Below are 18,272 nucleotides of genomic sequence, written 5' to 3' on the forward strand. Positions count from 1 at the left end.
TCAATAATTTATTTTTTTATTTCGCGCATAAACAGTCCAAATTTGATCTGCCTGCCGTTCATTGACAACTTGAAGTTCGCCATAACAAGCTACTGTTGGGCAGATGTGCCTTGGCATGGCATAAAGGGCATCGCCGATATTAAATTGTGCAGTATTGGAAACTTCAACCACCAAATGTTCTTCACTCTGCATTTTTATTTCGCCAATACGCGGATCAAAAAACTTGACGCGGGGTTGCGGCGATTCACATGCAACTGATTTATACCCCAGATCCAAACAAAGGTGCTTGTGATCAACGATAGAAACGACACGCGTCAAAAGTACCGCCGCAAGCATAAAATCTTGTTCTGCGTAATTTTCGGCATAGCCGAAATCCCAAAACACAAACGTTCCGGGACTGCATTCTACATCGCTGCGTTCGGCATGAAAAGGGAAACTTGGCGAACCGCCAATAACTTTAGTCAAAGGTTTAGAAGTAGACCCCTGCGCCATAAGATAGGCGGTTTCGAGTATACTATACGAATGTTGGGATTGCTTTTCGCGAAGTTTATAATCTTTGTCATGAATATGACCGTCATAACCATGCACACCTACCAACTGAATACCTTCCAAAAGATGGATATCCATAACGAGACGCTCAATCCCTTCTAAAGATACTCCTGTACGGCCCATGCCAATATTAACATCGAGATAAACAGCGCTGCGTAAGCTTTTCGACAGACTACGCTTTGAAATCTCCTGTGCTGCATCGACATGATCCACAAGACAGGCAAAATGTGTCTCCGGAAAGGCGGTTACAAGATTCAAAAAACGATCTATCTTTGGCCCTACGGGCTGGTATGCCAGCAAAACATCTTTTGCACCGATAACACCCAATAGTTCAGCTTCTGCAATGGTTGCACACTTAAACTTTGTAATCCCCCTATCCATCATCAGTTGGCATACTTCCCGACACTTGTTCGTTTTGATATGCGGCCGCAATCGATCAGCCCGCCCATGCACAATATGTAAAGCGCGGTCTATGTTCTTGATAATGCGATCAGGATAGACCAGCAAGGCTGGCGAATCGACCTGATCGACATCATGTATATGGCACCAAGTTTCCATACAATTCCGATTAGTATAACTCAAATAATGCTTCGATTTCTACGGGAATATTATCGGGCAAAGAACCAAATCCAACTGCACTACGTGTTCCAATACCATTCTCTTCTCCCCAAACCGCAGCGAATAGCTCACTACAGCCGTTAATTACGCCTGGATGATAAAGAAAATCCGAGGTACAGTTGACCATGCCCAATACCTTGATCACACGCTTGATTTTGTTTAATGAGCCCAAGTTGGTTTTAATGGTCGACAACATGGTTAGACCAACTTGTCTCGCCGCAAGTTTGCCTTCTTCAGGACTGATATCACTTCCAATTCGACCGATAATTAATGCAGCATCATCTTGTACAGGACCATGCCCAGAAAGATACAGGTACTTGCCGTCAATGACGTATGGTTTATAGACACCTTTAGGTGCCGGTGCTGGTGGTAATGTCAAACCTAATTTTTCGAATTGTTCATCTGCGTTGTACATCTTTAACGATTTTAAAGTTTAAAATAAAAGCTAATATAAAATTAATTGCAATAGTAAAACTGCAAGCAGCCCAACAATGGAAACAATCGCCTCCATGATGGACCAGGAAAATAAGGTATCCTTTATGCTAAGTCCAAAGTACTCTTTAAATAGCCAAAATCCGGTATCATTAACATGGGAAAACATCAAACTGCCGGCTCCTATCGCCAACACCATAAGGTTGGGATCCACTTTTCCCCCTGTAACAATCGGTAGCAGCACACCAGCGGCCGTTAAAGCGGCTACTGTGGCCGAGCCGACACAACCTCTGATAACAGCTGTAATTAACCAAGCCAATAGTAGAGGTGAAATCGACAGCTGCTGCAGGGTATTGGCCAATAATAGACTCACACCACTATCCTCCATCACCTGTTTAAAGATTCCCGAGCCAGCAATAATCAGTAGGATCATGGCAATATCTTTCACTGCAGATTCATAGATTTTCATCACATTGGTCATCGATCGCCCCAATTTCAATCCCAATAAATAGGTTGCTACACTGACCGCAATAACCATAACAACGGTGGGGTTGCCGATAAACTTAACTCCCTGCTGCAGCGCTATATTGCTTGTATGATAGCAATAAGGAAGCAATGTAAATAAGACAATGAGCAATACCGGCAGCAAGGCTACAACCAAACTCACGGCCACTGTGGGGCGCAGATACTGCGCTGATTCCGAGTGATCTTTCTCGCGGAAAATTGATTCCTGACTTGCCCGTATATTTTTGAGGCTTCTTCCAAAAATTGGCCCACCCAATATAATAGCGGGTATGGCGATCAAAAGACCATAGATAAGTGTTAGTCCCATATCAGCGTGAAACAGGGCAACTAATGCAACCGGGGAAGGATGCGGCGGAATAAAGCCATGTGTGACAGACAGGGCTGCCAGCATCGGTAATCCAATATATACTGTCGGCAACTTATAGCGGTAGGAAATCGAAAATATCAAGGGGACTAATAAGACAAATCCGATTCCATAAAATAGCGGTATTCCAACGATAAAACCCGTCAACATAAGCCCCCACTGCAGGTATCGCTCTCCCATCAGGCGGACCATTTGCTCAGCAATTATCTCAGCGGCCCCACTTTCAGCAACAATTTTCCCCAACATTGCGCCCAGAACAATGATTAAAGTTAGGCTTCCCATGACGCCTGCAACACCTTTTTCAACTGTACCCACCAACTGTGCCGGTGGAATACCCAAACAAAGTCCGCTGAGTAGGGAAACAACTAAAAAAGCGAGAAAGGCATTGATCTTAAAATAAGTTATGCAAAGGATAAGCAAACAAATGCTGATTACAATGAGGAGTATAGTCATTATATCACTATTAGGTTTTCCCTCAATTTGAGAGCTTGTATAAAATTTGGTCTATTAAATCATTTTTTCATCCTGAAAGTAAGGTAATTTTTCATTTTTTGCAAGAAAAATGAAAAATTAATGAAAATAAAAAAGGTATGGCTTACACCATACCTTTCTGTTTCCGTGACCTATCTCTTTTTGCTTTCATGACCTATCGTCAAAAAAAAACCAGCAATAGGCCCTTGTTGAAAATTTATTTTTTAGGGATCTCTTTGAGAATTTCGAGCACAAAACTCCAAAACTTCTGTACCGAAGAAATGGAGACACGCTCTGCAGGCGAGTGTGCCCCCAAGATTGTTGGTCCAAAAGAAATCATATCCATTTCGGGATAGTTTGTTCCCAAGATACCGCACTCAAGCCCGGCATGGCAAGCGACGACTTCTGGAGCTTCACCATGTTGTCTTGTATAAATTGATTTGAGCACTTCTAAAATTTCAGAATTCGGATTAGGTGCCCATCCTGGATAATTGCCCGAAAAATTGACAGTAAAACCACCTAGTTCAAATGCGGCTTTTAAAGATTGGGCTAAATCAAATTTAGACGTTTCAACAGAAGATCTGGTTAGACATTTGATGGAAACCTTTTCCCCGCCTACTTCTACTTTAGCAATATTATTGGAGGTTTCTACCAAGTCTTCAAAATCGGCGCTCACACGATACACACCATTTAAGGACGCATAAACACTGTTGATCAGGTTTTCCTGCACGTTTACTGGAACTACTGTTGCATAAGCAGCATCAGTTTGCTTTACGACAATTTCCATAGCCGGTTCTGTCGTTGCAAACTCCAATTTAATATCCTGAGCCAATTGTGTCAAATTCTGAACAAAGTCAGTTGCTTTATCCTTCGCGATAACCACCTTTGCAACACTTTCTCTCGGAATGGCATTGCGTAGACTTCCGCCCAACAAAGAAGCAATACGCAATCCATAATGTGCATTGGCGCCAAAGAGCAAACGGTTCATCACTTTATTAGCATTGGCAAAACCTTTATGAATGTCCATACCAGAATGCCCGCCATGTAGTCCTTTTACGGTAATTTCAAAAGATAACGTATCAAAGGGACAAGGCTCTGCAACGTAGGACTGCGTTGCCGTCACATCAATGCCCCCAGCACAACCAATATCAATTTCAGTATCGTTTTCGGTATCCAGATTCAACAGGATTTCACCCGAAAGCACACCGCCTTTTAAACCTAAAGCTCCCGTCATACCTGTCTCTTCATCAATGGTAAACAAGGCTTCAATAGCAGGGTGTTCAATAATGGATGATTCCAAAATCGACATGATTGTCGCAACACCAAGACCATTATCAGCCCCCAAGGTGGTGCCCTCAGCTTTCACCCAATCCCCATCAACATACATCTTAATACCTTCATTATCGAAGTCAAAAACAGTATCGTTATTTTTTTGGTGCACCATATCCAAATGCGACTGTAATACAATCGTTTTACGGTCCTCCATTCCCGGAGTAGCGGATTTTTTGATGAGCACGTTGCCAATCTCATCAACGTTTGTTTCTAAACCCAAGGATTTACCAAAGTCTACCATAAAGGCGATCACGCGCTCTTCTTTTTTAGAAGCTCTCGGGACCGCATTCAATGCAGAGAAATTTTTCCAAATTGCTTTTGGTTCTAAACTATTTTCAATCATATCTAAAATTTTTCCTTGGTCAAAGTTACTCCATTTTTATTAGATATCCGTTGATTATTGGTTTAGAATAAAAACAAAAGCCAATCGCTGTTCGTTCTAATACAGGGTATAAACATGAACAAATTAATATGCATAGACCAGTACAAGTTGAACGAAAGGATATTTATTTTAAACCTGATAAAAAGAGAGTGCTAGCACGTTTTTTTTCGTTGGGCGATGATCGCACGATAAAAGTTATTAAACGCATTTTATCCCTTAACGAGGCGCAACGGAAAGAAGTTTTTGGACAGGTTTTACGAAGTTATACGAAAAGACATCGCAGCATTGTTAATATCTTTGAACGTAATTTTGACCGCATAAGCCACTTATTGGAAAAGATTCCATTTCCAAAAGAGAAACTGAGCCAAATTGACAAGCTACTGATCGGCTCCTATTTCACGATGGAATATTCGATTGAATCGGCGGCATTGTTTAATCCTTCCATTATAGAACATCCGGATCAAACAGAATTATTTCGAGGTGAAAAACGGGTTATTTTGAGTTTCAGGGCTACAGGAGAAGGCCATGTCTCTTCGATCGTTTTTCGGTCCGGCACATTGGATGTCGACAACAATATACATATCGATTACGTCGGCAATCTATTGGACAAACCTATGCAAGTCAAAAATCACCGTTATCACAAGGAGTCATTCTTAAAGAAGATGAATGAGTTGCATGCCGAGCCAACGGAAGTTAAGTCCAAACTGGAAGCCAAGCTAACGGAGACATTTACCTACGAGGAACTCAAACGGTACATCGATGAAGTACGGCGCGATAGCGACGAAAACCTGGAAAATGTGACATTTCTACAACAGGCGCTCTGGCTCGCTTCCTCGCATTATGAAATGACTTTCTCCCTGGATACCTCCATTTCAGAACGCGTGATATTTCCGATTGCCGATACCGAAAAAAGAGGAATTGAAGATGCGCGTTTCGTTCAGTTCAAAAACGAAAGAGGTGAGAGCACGTACTATGCAACATACACCGCTTACGATGGATTCAGCATCCTCCCGAAATTACTCACCACAAAAGATTTTTACCATTTTAAAGTGAAACCTATTTATGGTGAAATTGCCAACAAGGGGGCTGCACTATTTCCACGTAAAATAAATGGACGTTATGCCATGCTCTGCCGTATTGATGGTGAGAACAACTACATCGCCTACTCCAATAATATCAATATATGGCAGGAAACGGCAATCCGGATTCAACAGCCAGAATATCCGTATGAATTTGTTCAGATCGGTAATTGCGGTTCGCCGATAGAAACGCAATACGGCTGGCTGATTTTAACCCATGCCGTTGGACCAATGCGTGAATATGTCCTCGGCGCGGCTCTTTTGGACTTGGATAACCCGCATGTGGAAATTGGGCGCCTACATAGCCCATTGATGACACCCAATGACGAAGAGCGAGAAGGCTATGTACCAAATGTCATTTATTCCTGCGGAGCCATTGTACACAACGAACACCTTATCTTACCTTATGCGATGTCCGATTATGCATCAACCTATGCGACCATCAAGCTCGAAGATCTATTGCTCGCTATCTTGAATCCTGATCGTTATCAATAAAAGCCCGGTAAACTACGATATAAGCCAAATAGAAACAAAGGGTGCTCTCCGCCCCTTGGTTTCTATTGATGCCATAGGATTCAAGGCCATCACAGCAACCTTTGGTTTCTTCATCATACAAAGCGAGCCGAAGATCATTCTCGCCCAAAAACCAGCGAAAGGAAGCAATCATACGGGTAAAATAGACCTTTTTATTCGTCAGTCGAAAAGCTTCACGATACATAAATACCATTGCCGTGACATCAAGGGGCTGCTGACCAAACTTGCTGATATGCTTTCCTTGCTTGGCCCATTCTTGGTTTCCGACCAATGAGAGCGCACCGTTTTGGACTGTAATACTTTCGAGAAACTTTAAAGTCGATAGTCCCAACTGTTTTATTGTTTCATCGTTCAAAAAAGGATAGGCCGTCAATAACGCATAGGGCAAAATTGCGTTATCATAACTCAATACCGCTTCAAACCATTGCCAGTTTTCATCTGAGCTTGCTTCGTATTCCCGTACCAGCTTGCCGATAAGTGCCCGCATCAACTCTATCATCACCTCGTCATTGGATTGATGATGCAAATATTCCGCAATTCCCAGTACAGTATAAGCTATCGCCCGGTTGGAACGCAACTGGCCAAAATTTGGCACGGCCCTAAAAAACAGTTCATGCCCCAATTGATAATAGCTTGTCAATTTTGTCTCCCGAAGAAGTACGCCCAATGCCCACATGGTCCGTCCAAAGGAGTCCTCCGAACCGACCTCATCGAGGAAACTATGTTGGAAATTCATAAAATTGTGAAAAAGCCCATCTTCGCGCTGATGATAATAGATATAACTCAAGTAGGTCGAGATGCGACGATCAAGCCTTTTGTCAGCAAAATCTTGCTGCGCCAATAAAGTAACTAAAAGCGCTCTTGCATTATCGTCAAGACAATAGCCCTCTTTGTAGTTCGGTAGAGAATAAGTTGCATGCTGTACGATACCGACCTGATTGGTCAGTCTGTCGATATGCTTCCAGCTAAATTTGGGCATTTCCTCTCTGTTAAATCCGACATTTTCTTTGAGGCTATCGTAGGTAGGAATAATTTTATTTAAAATTCGTGTGTACCGGAGGCCTATATTTTTCCAGGTCATCTCTTTCCCAAATGCGCTGGCATTGTCCCGCAATGTTGTTCGATAGTCCAAATTTGAAAACAAATTTTTGAGCACCTCGGCCATCTTGCTGGAATTTTTAAATTCGACGAGCACTCCCCTTCCATCAGCGAGCAATTCTTTGGCGTGCCAATAAGGAGTGGACACCACCGCAGCTCCGGCACCGATGGCGTAAGATAATGTTCCACTTGTAATCTGTGCCTCATTAACATAAGGTGTAACATAAACGTCGCAGGCGCTTAGATAATCCACAAGATCGGCCTGGCTCACAAAGGAATTAACAAATTGTACGTGTTCCTGCAACTGATAAGCTTCGACTAGACTGCCCAGGTATTCCCGGTACTCCTCACCGGAATGTGCCAATACATTAGGATGCGTTTTACCAACAACGAGGTACAACAGGTCCGGTTCATCCTTGACGACCTCGGGGAGAGCTTCGATCACCATTTCAATTCCCTTGTTTCGCCCCAAAAAACCGAAGGTCAATAAGACTTTCTTTCCGGAAAGCCCCTTCTTAAGTTTTGCAAGCTCATGATCCAAAGTAAACTCTGGAACCCCGTGCTGAATCAATCTCACTTTAGAGGTATTTACCCGATAAATCGATTTGAGTAAAGTGATTGCATAATTGCTCATAACGATCACAATGGATGCTCGCTTAACAATTTCAATAAGAATAGCCTTTTCATCAACATTGGGCTTCTCAAGAATGGTGTGAAAATTTACCAGCAAGGGAATATGTAACGCGTTAATCAAGGACAATATATATGTTCCACTGTTTCCGCCAAATATGCCATATTCGTGCTCCAGTATCACACAATCGTAGCCGTTTTCATTAATATAATTTGCGGCTTCAATATAGGACAATTGATGATGTTGGTCTATTCTAAACACGACCTCACTGGGATAAACATAGTCCCGATCCGCGACCGCAAACACATGTTGCGTCAGCTCCTGATTATGCAGTGCTACAGCATGCAACAAATCTGATGTAAAAGTGGCAATTCCACATTCTTTGGGCAAGTAGGTACTTATATAAGCAATCTTCATTGAAATAATAATTTTGAATATAGCCCGGACAAAGGCAATAGCATCGTGTGCTCCACTATCTAAATGCTTCTCGAACCCAAATTGTTTGTCACAACTGTATGATTTAAATCAGAAGAGGGTTTAATGATACCTTGTACAAATCCGTACGGTGCTATAAAACTTGGTGTGGCAAGGCTGTCAAGTTGATGGAAACAGCGTAATTTGATGGAAACAGGCTATGCTTTGGTTATGCTTAGCAAAAAACAAGGGTTTCACTGATTCTGCGAAATAAGAGAACCTAAAACCTAACGTCTTAACGCGTAGATTGCTATTGTATTTAAACATCAATTTATCTAAGTTTGTTGCAGAAAAATGGCCATTGAATGAAATCAGCAAAGGAAAAAATGATTGCCGGCCTTCCTTACATCGATTCGGAGGGGCAATTATTTAAGGAAAGACAATACGCAAAAGAAGAACTGAAGCGATTTAACGATTCAGAGCCTAAACAACTGAAATTCAGAAAACAGATTATTCAAAAGCTGTTTAAAGCGACGGGAACTCGATTCTTTCTCGAACCTCCTTTTCGTTGCGATTATGGATATAATATTACGATCGGTGAGAACTTTTACAGCAATTATAACTGTACGATTTTAGACGGCGCACCGGTTACCATAGGTGAGAATGTATTATTTGGGCCTAATGTAAGCCTCTTCACAGCGGGTCATCCCCTCCATTTTGAAGCAAGAAATCAAGGTTGGGAATTTGCTTTGCCGATCGTTATCGAAGATAATGTATGGATCGGTGGACATGTTGTGGTCAACCCCGGCGTGCGAATCGGAAAAAATTCGGTCATTGGTTCTGGATCGGTCGTCACAAAAGATATACCAGCGGATGTCGTAGCTGCAGGTAATCCCTGCCGGGTGATACGTAACATTACCGAAGCGGATCGGATCACCTACACTGAAAATCTATAGGGATAACACAGGTCACAAGGGATAACATGGGTCACATTTATGGGAAAAAGGATCCCACTTACAGTTAATGTATAGGATCATCTGTTATAGATAGTGAATAGGTGACGGTGTCTTCATGCTGTTTTAGAAGAACAAATCCATTACTTGTCCAAAAATGTTGCTGATCGCCGGTCACATTTGCAAGAAGATATTTACCAGCAAAAGTATGGATAAATAGTCGCGCATGCTTCAATAATGCTGTACCTACACCTTTCAGCCTTACATGTGGAGCAACAGCGAGGAAATGGATTGTATAAGTATCACCTAAACTAATCAGGCTCAGCACGCCTACCACGTCGTTTCCATCGTAGGCCGCAAAATGTGTCGCTTCAAAATCGCTCTCCAACATCACCTCGGCCAACTTTCCTTCCGAAGCGAAAACCTCTTTTCGAAGTTTCCAGGTCCGGGCAGCAAAGACTTGTTCAATGTACCAATCCATCATAATCCTTATCTAATTCGATAAATGCATTGGAAAGATGACTAATGGTATCCGACGGTAACAGGGAATAGGTACCGATGGTCTTTACCGCAATATCTGCCGCGCGCCCATGGATATATACCCCCATAATTAAAGCCCCTTTGGAAGAATAGCCCTGTCCAAGCAAGGAGGTAATTATCCCCGTCAGGATATCACCACTGCCTCCTGTTGCCATCCCAACATTGCCCGTACTATTGAAGTACACCATTCCATCGGGCATAACCATAGCACTATTAGCTCCTTTTATTAACACGTAAAACTGATGTTTACGCGCAAAAACTTTCACTTTCTCCATCTTTTCGAAATCATCTTGCCAAGCACCCAATATCCGGCTAAGTTCTTTGGGATGGGGAGTCAATATACTGTGCGCCGGAACGAAAGCCCAAAGATTCGGTTCGCGGGCAAGAATATTTAAAGCATCAGCATCTAATACCAAAGGGGTATCATTAATACGGGTTATAAATACCTTTAGCGCATCAATTGTATGCAGCGCTGTTCCCATGCCTATTCCGATACCCACAGACTGATAGCCATCGATTGCCGGGAATTGGCTAATAAAATCCTGCTCAGGATCTGTTATCACCATCGCTTCGGGCACAGCGGTCTGTAAGATGGTATTACCACCGTCAGGTACATAAGCGGAAGCTAAACCGCAGCCCGCTCGAAGAGCCGCTTTTAGCGCAAGCTGAACAGCCCCCATTTTACCTTTACTTCCGCCAATAATCAGGGTATGACCAAATGTTCCCTTATGATCAAATTTCCTCCGTTGCCGATAAAAGGACCTGACAAGCGGCTCGTCGACATAAAAAAGATTGGTTTCTGCCGCTTCAATTGCTCGTTGGCTAAGATCGATATCCAATACCTTGAAGTCTTTTACATACCATTGGTTTTCGGGCAGCAGCAAGGCCAGCTTTGGAAACTGAAAGGTATAAACCAAATCTGCCTTTACAATTGGAACATCTGCAGCAGTCTTTCTATCTGCCAGTAGTCCAGAAGGCATATCAACGGAATAGATTCTTGCACCACATCCATTTATACTGGAAATTATACCGCTCCAATCAGTTGTCAATACACGCTTTAATCCATAACCAAACAAGCAGTCCAGTACGATTGCATCGGAAGGGATAGCAACCTGGTCTTGCGCAGCAACTTTTTGAATGACATGATTGGGTAAACGCTTTTGATTGGCAAGATTATCAGCGGAGTAATCCTCCACATCGACTAAATAGACCTTGACTTGGGCCTGTTGTTGGTCCAACAAACGGGCCAACACCAAGCCATCGCCGCCGTTGTTTCCTTTACCGCAGAAGATAAAAAAAGTACTGTACTCCAATCGGGGATGAAGCTTTTTAATTTCCTCAAAAACAACTGTTGCAGCTCGTTCCATCAGGTCTAGGCTACTGATTTTTTGATCCTTTAGGGTTTCACTATCAATCCTGTTTATCTGCTGAGCGGAAAGTATCTTCATGTGGCTGCTATTTTTATTGAAAGTACCTATTCTCAAGGTCAATTAAAAATTTCGGTATCATTTTTTGGCGAGCTGGTGATAGTGATCCTCGTGTAGGATCCCACAGAGGAACCACATCGGATCGCTATCGTTTAGCTCATGCACGTGCCTGCTTTTTATTCACTTGTTGTTACCAGCTTCTTATTCACTTGTTATTACCTGCTTTACTCCCCCTGTCCGTTTCAAAGTACCCCAGGTATTCAATTCACCTTTAATCGCTTTTCTGACAGACTTGAATAAAACGAAGTACATCAGTTGACGCCAGAAAAAACGCTGTGGAAACAAATAAATTAAATTGCTAAGCTTCTCGCCTTCCATTTTAAAGGCAATACCTGCAAAGAACATATCCACGAGTACAAAAAGGAAGTAATAAAACATCACTTGACCAAAACCGTTATGCAGTGAAAATAATCCTGCAATTCCTGTCCAGCTGATACCATTTACCTCGCTTAAGGAGAAAAGACCACTCACGAGAGAGAATAACATAAAAATATCGGCCAAGGGAGCAAATAAAGGCAGTATAATCTGAAAAATCAGAATATTAGGCATTCCGACCATACCAAAATAGCCATATTTGGGATTCAACAGGGTCTGTTTATTTTTCCAAAAACTCTGCAACACACCAAAACTCCAACGGAAACGTTGCTTGAAGAGCATTTTGACCGTATCCGGTGCTTCCGTATAAGCGATTGCTTCAGATGAATTTCGCACGGTATAACCCGCTCTTAATATGCGCATGGTTAAATCACAATCTTCCGCTAAGGTATCCGTAGTAAATCCACCCACTTCCAAAATAACAGCTCTACGGAAGGCCCCAATTGCTCCTGGTACGACCGATATCATATTGAGCAAATCGAACGCTCTCCGATCCATATTCTGTGAGGTGATATATTCGATCGATTGCCAATGTGTTAATATATTATGCACATTTCCCACTTTAACACTACCCGCAACAGCGGCGACCTGAGGTTTATTGAAATATTTCATCAACTGTTTTAACGCATCTGTTTTCAGTTGTGTATCGGCATCGATACAAAGCACAAACTGTGCTTCGGATTGTTGGATACCATAGTTAAGCGCAGACGCTTTCCCCCCATTTTGTTTTGTAAATAACCTTATCTTAGGATGATCGCCATACACCTTACTGACAATCTCAAAAGTCTTGTCTTTTGATCCATCATCAACAAAAATCAATTCATAATTCGGGTAATCCAAATTCAACAGGCTTTTTATCGTTGCCAAAACTGTTATTTCCTCATTATAGGCAGGAATGATCACACTTACCTTTTCACGAGGTTCCACAACCAATTGAGATCGCTCTTTTTTACTTTTTTGTTTTTGTCGGATTGCCAGATAAGCAATCATTGCTGTTCTAAAAATTGCCAATACAATTGCAATGGAAAAAACCAGGTTAAGGAAGATGTTACCGTAAAATAATGTTCCTAAGAACAAGCGGTTGGACGATCCACTAAATCCCGAATCGGAAGCATTTTCTACAGGAGGCATCAGTTCATCACGTTTTTTCCCCATTAAATCTCCAATCGTCGCAAATTTATAACCATGAGATTTAAAATAATGAATAATACGCGGCAAGGCGGCTATAGTCGCTTCTCGATTGCCTCCGGCATCATGTAATAGAATAATGTTTCCATTATCGCGTTGTTTTATGACTTCATTATAGATTTCATCTGCAGTACGACCAGGTAACCAGTCGTTGGGATCAATATACTCGCCGATATTGATGTAGTTCTCTTTCCGGCTCTGAGCAACAGGCAGAATTTCAGCAACAGTCTGTGGCTCGGCATCAGCATTAAAAGGAGCCCTGAAAAGAATTGTACTATGACCGGTTATGCATTCGATGATCTTTCGGGTGGCATTCAGTTCAAACTTAACGCGATTTGGGCCTATTGTAGACATATCAGGATGAAAAAAGGTATGGTTACCGAGTTCATGGCCTTCTTGATATTCTCTCCGAACCAGATCCATATTTTTCTCAGCCATAACACCAACAAGAAAGAAAGCTCCGGGAACATGTTCCTTTTTTAAGATATCCAATACTTGTGGTGTATACGTAGGATCGGGACCGTCATCAAAGGTCAGGACTACCGTATTATCCCGTTCTCCAAAGCGTTTGATTACATAATTACTTGGCGTTTTTACATACTCCTGATTCTGAACCATAAGCGTTGATGGGTCGTAAGTGAATTTCACCTCTCCCGGAGCAGGACTATTGACCAAGTCCAAAATTTCCCCATCCCCAATATATTGAATCCCACCGACATTGATCTGGCTTATCTTTCTAAAGTCAAAAGATTCTTTTTTCAGATTTTCTCGGTCCAATGATCTTGAAATAAACGACCATAAACGGGAGTCTTCACTTCCTAAACGCCAAAGTGCAATACCAGCTAGCCCCCAGTCATCTGCTTTGCGGATAAGATTAAAATAGGTTGCAGCGTCTGTAAAATAAACATCATGATGCATCCCTGTCCCATCTTTATAGCTAAAGTTGAGATTTGCAGATTCGGGATCAAAAGTAATCTTAGCATTGTAATTATGCGCCAAAATAACCGCATTATCATAAGTCAATGTCTTGCCGACACTGCCTTTTGGCCAATCATATCCATAACAGGCCAAAGCCAGAATCACCTTGTCTGCATCGATCTTATTGCAAAGTTCATCGAGATTTTTTTCGACCCATGCCTGATGTGAAATTGCGCCGGCATTACTTTCAATGGAATGTTGATCATAAGCCATCAAAATAATATAGTCGTTGTATTTTTGTAAGGCAATGGGATCGTAATCATCATTTTCAGGTGAAATATCCTGCGTGACAAGTAGGCCTTCCGTATGAAATACAGTATAGATATGCGCCATAAAATCGTTTAATGGCTTGTGATCATCCAACTGTAAATTCTCAAAGTCAATATTTATGCCGGCAAAGCCATTGCGCTTCACTTTAAGAAGGATGTCGTCTATAAAACGCTGTTGTTTATCCGGATTAAGTAAAATAGCCTTTACAGTCTGCCCGTCAAAATCATTACCACTGAAATTGGAAATCTGTGCAATAGCTTTGCGCTTATATTGATGAATGACCTTAAGTGCAGCAGTATCTGCTTTATCCACTACTGTATCTTGATTAGGCACAGTAAAAAAGGATTCCATAGCAACCATATCCAAATGACCAATATTGCGGCGTAGATCCGATAAAGACTGCTCTCGGACTTCATTAGACCAAGAACTGACATAAAACACCATATTGATTCTATCTTTGCTACCAATATGTTTCAAATGCTTCAGCTCGCGGTCACGTTTAATCTTCTCTAATTCGGATTTTACAATGGTAAACTCCTTAAATTGTTTGGATTTTTTTAATCTGGCGGTGGACTTTTCAGTCAATGCTGTGTTGGTATTAATTGTTGGAAAAGGAGGAATCTGAATCTTTCCCAATGTATAAACCACACAGATAACACCAATGATCAAACCGATCACCAATGCTCTGCTCATCCATGAAAAAGCGTACCAGCGCTTTTTGCTTGACGTCTGAAAAATCTGTTTTCCTGACATAATCGTATTCTTATTAACTTCGGCTAAGCTACATCAGAAAATGATCCAAAAAGTGGATGAATAGCTTAAAAATTTCTTAATTTTTTCAGACGATTCACACTTCGAATTCTATCTAAATTTAAGTATATTCGATGAAACGCAATACACTAGCTCAGAAACTTTTATATGAGATCGATATATATACTCATTCCCCTCCTCTCGTGTCAGGTTTTCAGTGGATGTGGGCAGCCAAATGTTGCTGCACCTAATAACAAAACTTTGAATCCGGCAACTACTGAGTCAATAGCACCTGACGAAAATCAGTTTATCAACCCCGATGGGATGACGATCAAATCGCGCATTTTGTTACCAGAAGGCTTTAAAAGGCCTACCTACCGGGTCGAAGAATTTGGAAATTTTCTCGAAAATCTTCCATTATATCCCATCGACCAGGAGGTACATTATTATAACGGAAAAATTAAACCTAGAAATAACATCTACAATAGTGTTGTAAAACTAAACATTGGAAAGCGCGATTTACACCAATGCGCCGATGCTGTAATGCGGCTCAGGGCAGATTACTTATACCAACAAAAGCGGTATAAGGATATCAAATTTAACTTCCTTTCCGATAGCAAACCCCGCGCTTTTACAAACTATGCAAAAGGAGACTATTCCTACCCAACCTATTGGAAATACCTGGAATATGTGTTTGCCTATGCCAACACAGCCTCTTTACACGATGAGCTGCCCAATGTAAAAACGACTCAGGAAGTTAAGATTGGAGATACTTTTATCCAGAAAGGATCACCCATTGGCCACGCAATCATTGTAGTTGATCTAGCCAAGGACAGTACTGGAAAAACAATCGTACTCCTCGCACAAAGCTACATGCCAGCTCAAGAAATACAGATTTTAAACAATTGGAACAACAGCACGCTTAGTCCTTGGTACGATATAGACCAGGATATTATAAAAACCCCTGAATGGACATTTTATCCTAAAAACCTCAAAACTTGGCCATAGTCTGCAATGAACAATCCGCTCATTAAAATTGAGCGGATGATTAAATTCTGTTTCGAAAAGTACCCCTGACCCTTTCACCATGAGTTCAAAAGCATACGCAATAACCTATCGGAAATGCTTCAAAAAACAACGGTCGGCCAATTCAACGACGACCTGATTAAAGGGAAAATCCTATTAACAAAAAGCCATATCAACCCTGATAAAACCATAGGTAATTCCTTGGATTAACAGGCTAATTCTTCAGCTTCTTCCTTCATTTTTTCTATTGAGTACCATTTTGAAAATAATTCGGAAGACGTAAAATTCGCTTTTTTCGTATAAAACCACACATTCATATAATCCACATAATACAACTGATTAAAAGCAATATAAAAATTATAAAACATTAAAATGTATCGCATTTAAGCGTCCCGCCATTCAATTATTCAAATCATTGAAATTACGCGAAATAAGATGATCCTAGGACCATTTCTAAACTTGTAATAAGGTCACCACCAAACTGGCTATAACTCCCTGAAAGTAACTCTCACTTTTTATTTAATCCACTCCATGGAACAAGGAAATAGTTTTTTTTGTCAGCCTATACCAAGGCAACAATGCTCCTTTTTTGATATCTTTCCTTTGGGTTAAACCAAAAAAATATGGATCATTTTCTGACTATAACACCATTTTCACACAATTTTACAGTTTTTAAAATAAAATCAAAAAAAACACAAATTAATATCTATATAGCAATACATTACATAGATTATATAAATAAAAAAAACACATTAAAAACGATTTAAAAAGATCGGTTTTTAGAGCAGAAAGGGCATGGATAAAATTTTATCCATGCCCTTTCTGCTATTCATGGATAGCGCCAAAGCGGGCATTCCATCCAGTGTCGGATAGAAAAAAAATACAGGAGACCACAATCTTTAAATTCTTCATGTGCATTGTACAGTTCGAGGTCACAGTTCCCGCCATTAACGATGGCCGCCTACCCAAAAGAGCATCCATGCAGCAGAGCGTGCACATGTACTTTACTATATTTCTCTAGCGCTTCTACCAACATCATGCGAAACGTTTCGCCCCCCAAGCAAGTCCATTTGCAAAGACCACTTCATTAGATATAAGTAAACACCGGATTTAACATCATTTTAATTCGATCTAAGACAATATCTCTACACAATCACCCGTTTACTCACAATTTACATAAAATTGCTTAGAACGAGTAATAACAACCTTTCATCAAAACTATAGGATGATGTAAAAAACTTGTCCGCTACATAGACACACAACTCCCACCTGATTCGATCTGCGGCAACCGAGACTAACCATCCTAATCACCCGACTTAATTCTAGCCCTCTTTTAATCAATTTAAGACATCATCTCCGAGTTGAGCAGGGCATGGTTGCTCAGGAAAAAGAGAGGCACAAACGAGCTTAAAACAACATTTACAGCATCGGGACCGCAATCGAATTTGATGGGTTAGATACCCCATTCGGTATACTTAACAGCGTCAAAAAACAACAAAACAAATCAATAAGAAAATTTAATACAGCTAAATAAACAGAATAACCTTAAGTAAAACATTACAACTAAAACTACCCAAATCCATAAAATCAAATTCACACAGAACAAAACAAACGCTTTTATTATATTTAAGTTTTCCAAACAAACCATGCGTAACGACCCCTCTGTATTGAGATCATTTTTAAAAACAGAACTTATAAAAATCAGGAAAACCCGCAATGTGACCATTGGCATCTTCCTCGCGATGTTCGTTTTTTGTTACGGATTTTTTCTGGTGGCTTTTTTTTCAGAAATGGTCGGACAGTGAAGACAGGCTGTCGTTTTTTTTCAAAATCACTCCCTACCCTATCCTTTCTTTTCGTTTATCTAGGCTTTGCGTTCGGCCTATTGAGCTGGATAGCTTACATTAAAAACCAAAAATTCATCCATGCACTGCAACAACTAAACGATGATGATCTTGACATCTACCAACAATATAGCAGACGACTGGTCCGCATCTTTTCAGCTATCGCCCCATATCTTTTTTGTGAAAATGAAATTTTATTTTTCCCATTCATTGGAGACAAACAGATCCCAATTAGTCAAATTCATCGCATTGAAACAAAAATCATCAGAAACTACCGGGGGCCCAACAGCTATCGCATCTATTTCTATAATGAATTCAACAAAATCTATCAGGTCACCATGAATCAGAAAGGAGCTTTTGATTTCTTACAGGAGCAACTTCGGAAAGCAAATCCAACGATAGTTGTTGTTGCTAGAAACCATTAAACACATA

The 18,272-nt window shown here is 41.0% G+C and carries 12 protein-coding genes; 4 read left to right on the plus strand and 8 right to left on the minus strand.

Annotated elements, in window-relative coordinates; translation table 11 throughout:
• The 4 genes from BV902_RS19030 to BV902_RS19045 all read right to left on the minus strand — a co-directional run bounded on the left by BV902_RS19030 (position 1) and on the right by BV902_RS19045 (position 4,634).
• Positions 1-1,107 carry a D-TA family PLP-dependent enzyme gene (locus tag BV902_RS19030; RefSeq protein WP_075993293.1) on the minus strand — a complete coding sequence of 369 codons (1,107 nt, stop codon included), beginning with the start codon at positions 1,105-1,107 and terminating at the stop codon, positions 1-3.
• A gap of 10 nt (positions 1,108-1,117) precedes the next feature.
• The gene (locus BV902_RS19035; RefSeq protein ID WP_075993294.1) at positions 1,118-1,582 is read right to left on the minus strand and encodes a RidA family protein; all 465 of its coding nucleotides are present in this window, start codon (positions 1,580-1,582) and stop codon (positions 1,118-1,120) included.
• A gap of 30 nt (positions 1,583-1,612) precedes the next feature.
• Complete coding sequence (locus BV902_RS19040) at positions 1,613-2,941, minus strand: GntT/GntP/DsdX family permease (RefSeq protein ID WP_075993295.1); 1,329 nt, start codon at positions 2,939-2,941, stop codon at positions 1,613-1,615.
• 235 nt (positions 2,942-3,176) lie between these two features.
• A complete protein-coding gene (locus BV902_RS19045) occupies positions 3,177-4,634 on the minus strand; it encodes an aminoacyl-histidine dipeptidase (RefSeq protein WP_075993296.1) in 1,458 nt (485 codons plus the stop codon).
• A gap of 128 nt (positions 4,635-4,762) precedes the next feature.
• Here BV902_RS19045 and BV902_RS19050 point away from each other — a divergent pair, with 128 nt between their 5' ends.
• Positions 4,763-6,247 carry a glycoside hydrolase family 130 protein gene (locus BV902_RS19050; protein ID WP_075993297.1) on the plus strand — a complete coding sequence of 495 codons (1,485 nt, stop codon included), beginning with the start codon at positions 4,763-4,765 and terminating at the stop codon, positions 6,245-6,247.
• On the opposite strand, the gene BV902_RS19055 is transcribed toward BV902_RS19050, so the two are convergent.
• Positions 6,219-8,432, minus strand: coding sequence for a glycosyltransferase family 4 protein (locus BV902_RS19055; protein WP_075993298.1), 2,214 nt, complete (start codon positions 8,430-8,432; stop codon positions 6,219-6,221). The two genes, BV902_RS19050 and BV902_RS19055, sit on opposite strands and share 29 nt — an antisense overlap.
• Positions 8,433-8,794: 362 nt before the next feature.
• Between BV902_RS19055 and BV902_RS19060 the strand changes: the two genes are divergently transcribed.
• Entirely contained in the window at positions 8,795-9,385 is a 591-nt protein-coding gene (locus tag BV902_RS19060) for a sugar O-acetyltransferase (protein WP_075993299.1), read from the plus strand.
• A 64-nt stretch (positions 9,386-9,449) separates the two neighbouring features.
• On the opposite strand, the gene BV902_RS19065 is transcribed toward BV902_RS19060, so the two are convergent.
• The 3 genes from BV902_RS19065 to BV902_RS19075 all read right to left on the minus strand — a co-directional run bounded on the left by BV902_RS19065 (position 9,450) and on the right by BV902_RS19075 (position 14,973).
• Positions 9,450-9,866 (minus strand): GNAT family N-acetyltransferase, encoded by a 417-nt coding sequence (locus BV902_RS19065; protein ID WP_083663675.1) that lies wholly within the window; start codon positions 9,864-9,866, stop codon positions 9,450-9,452.
• On the minus strand, positions 9,847-11,370 hold the full coding sequence (locus tag BV902_RS19070) for a bifunctional ADP-dependent NAD(P)H-hydrate dehydratase/NAD(P)H-hydrate epimerase (RefSeq protein WP_075993301.1): 1,524 nt from the start codon (positions 11,368-11,370) through the stop codon (positions 9,847-9,849). Before BV902_RS19070 ends, BV902_RS19065 begins: the two co-directional genes overlap by 20 nt.
• Before the next feature lie 180 nt (positions 11,371-11,550).
• Complete coding sequence (locus BV902_RS19075; protein WP_075993302.1) at positions 11,551-14,973, minus strand: glycosyltransferase; 3,423 nt, start codon at positions 14,971-14,973, stop codon at positions 11,551-11,553.
• Positions 14,974-15,138: 165 nt separating this feature from the next.
• On the opposite strand from BV902_RS19075, the gene BV902_RS19080 reads away from it, so the two are divergent.
• Positions 15,139-15,978, plus strand: coding sequence for a DUF4846 domain-containing protein (locus tag BV902_RS19080; protein WP_075993303.1), 840 nt, complete (start codon positions 15,139-15,141; stop codon positions 15,976-15,978).
• 1,819 nt (positions 15,979-17,797) lie between these two features.
• Positions 17,798-18,265, plus strand: a complete 468-nt coding sequence (locus BV902_RS19085) for a hypothetical protein (protein WP_075993304.1) — start codon at positions 17,798-17,800, stop codon at positions 18,263-18,265.
• Positions 18,266-18,272 lie beyond the last annotated feature (7 nt).

The organism is Sphingobacterium sp. B29, from assembly GCF_001952815.1.
GTDB classification, from domain to species: Bacteria; Bacteroidota; Bacteroidia; order Sphingobacteriales; family Sphingobacteriaceae; genus Sphingobacterium; species Sphingobacterium siyangense.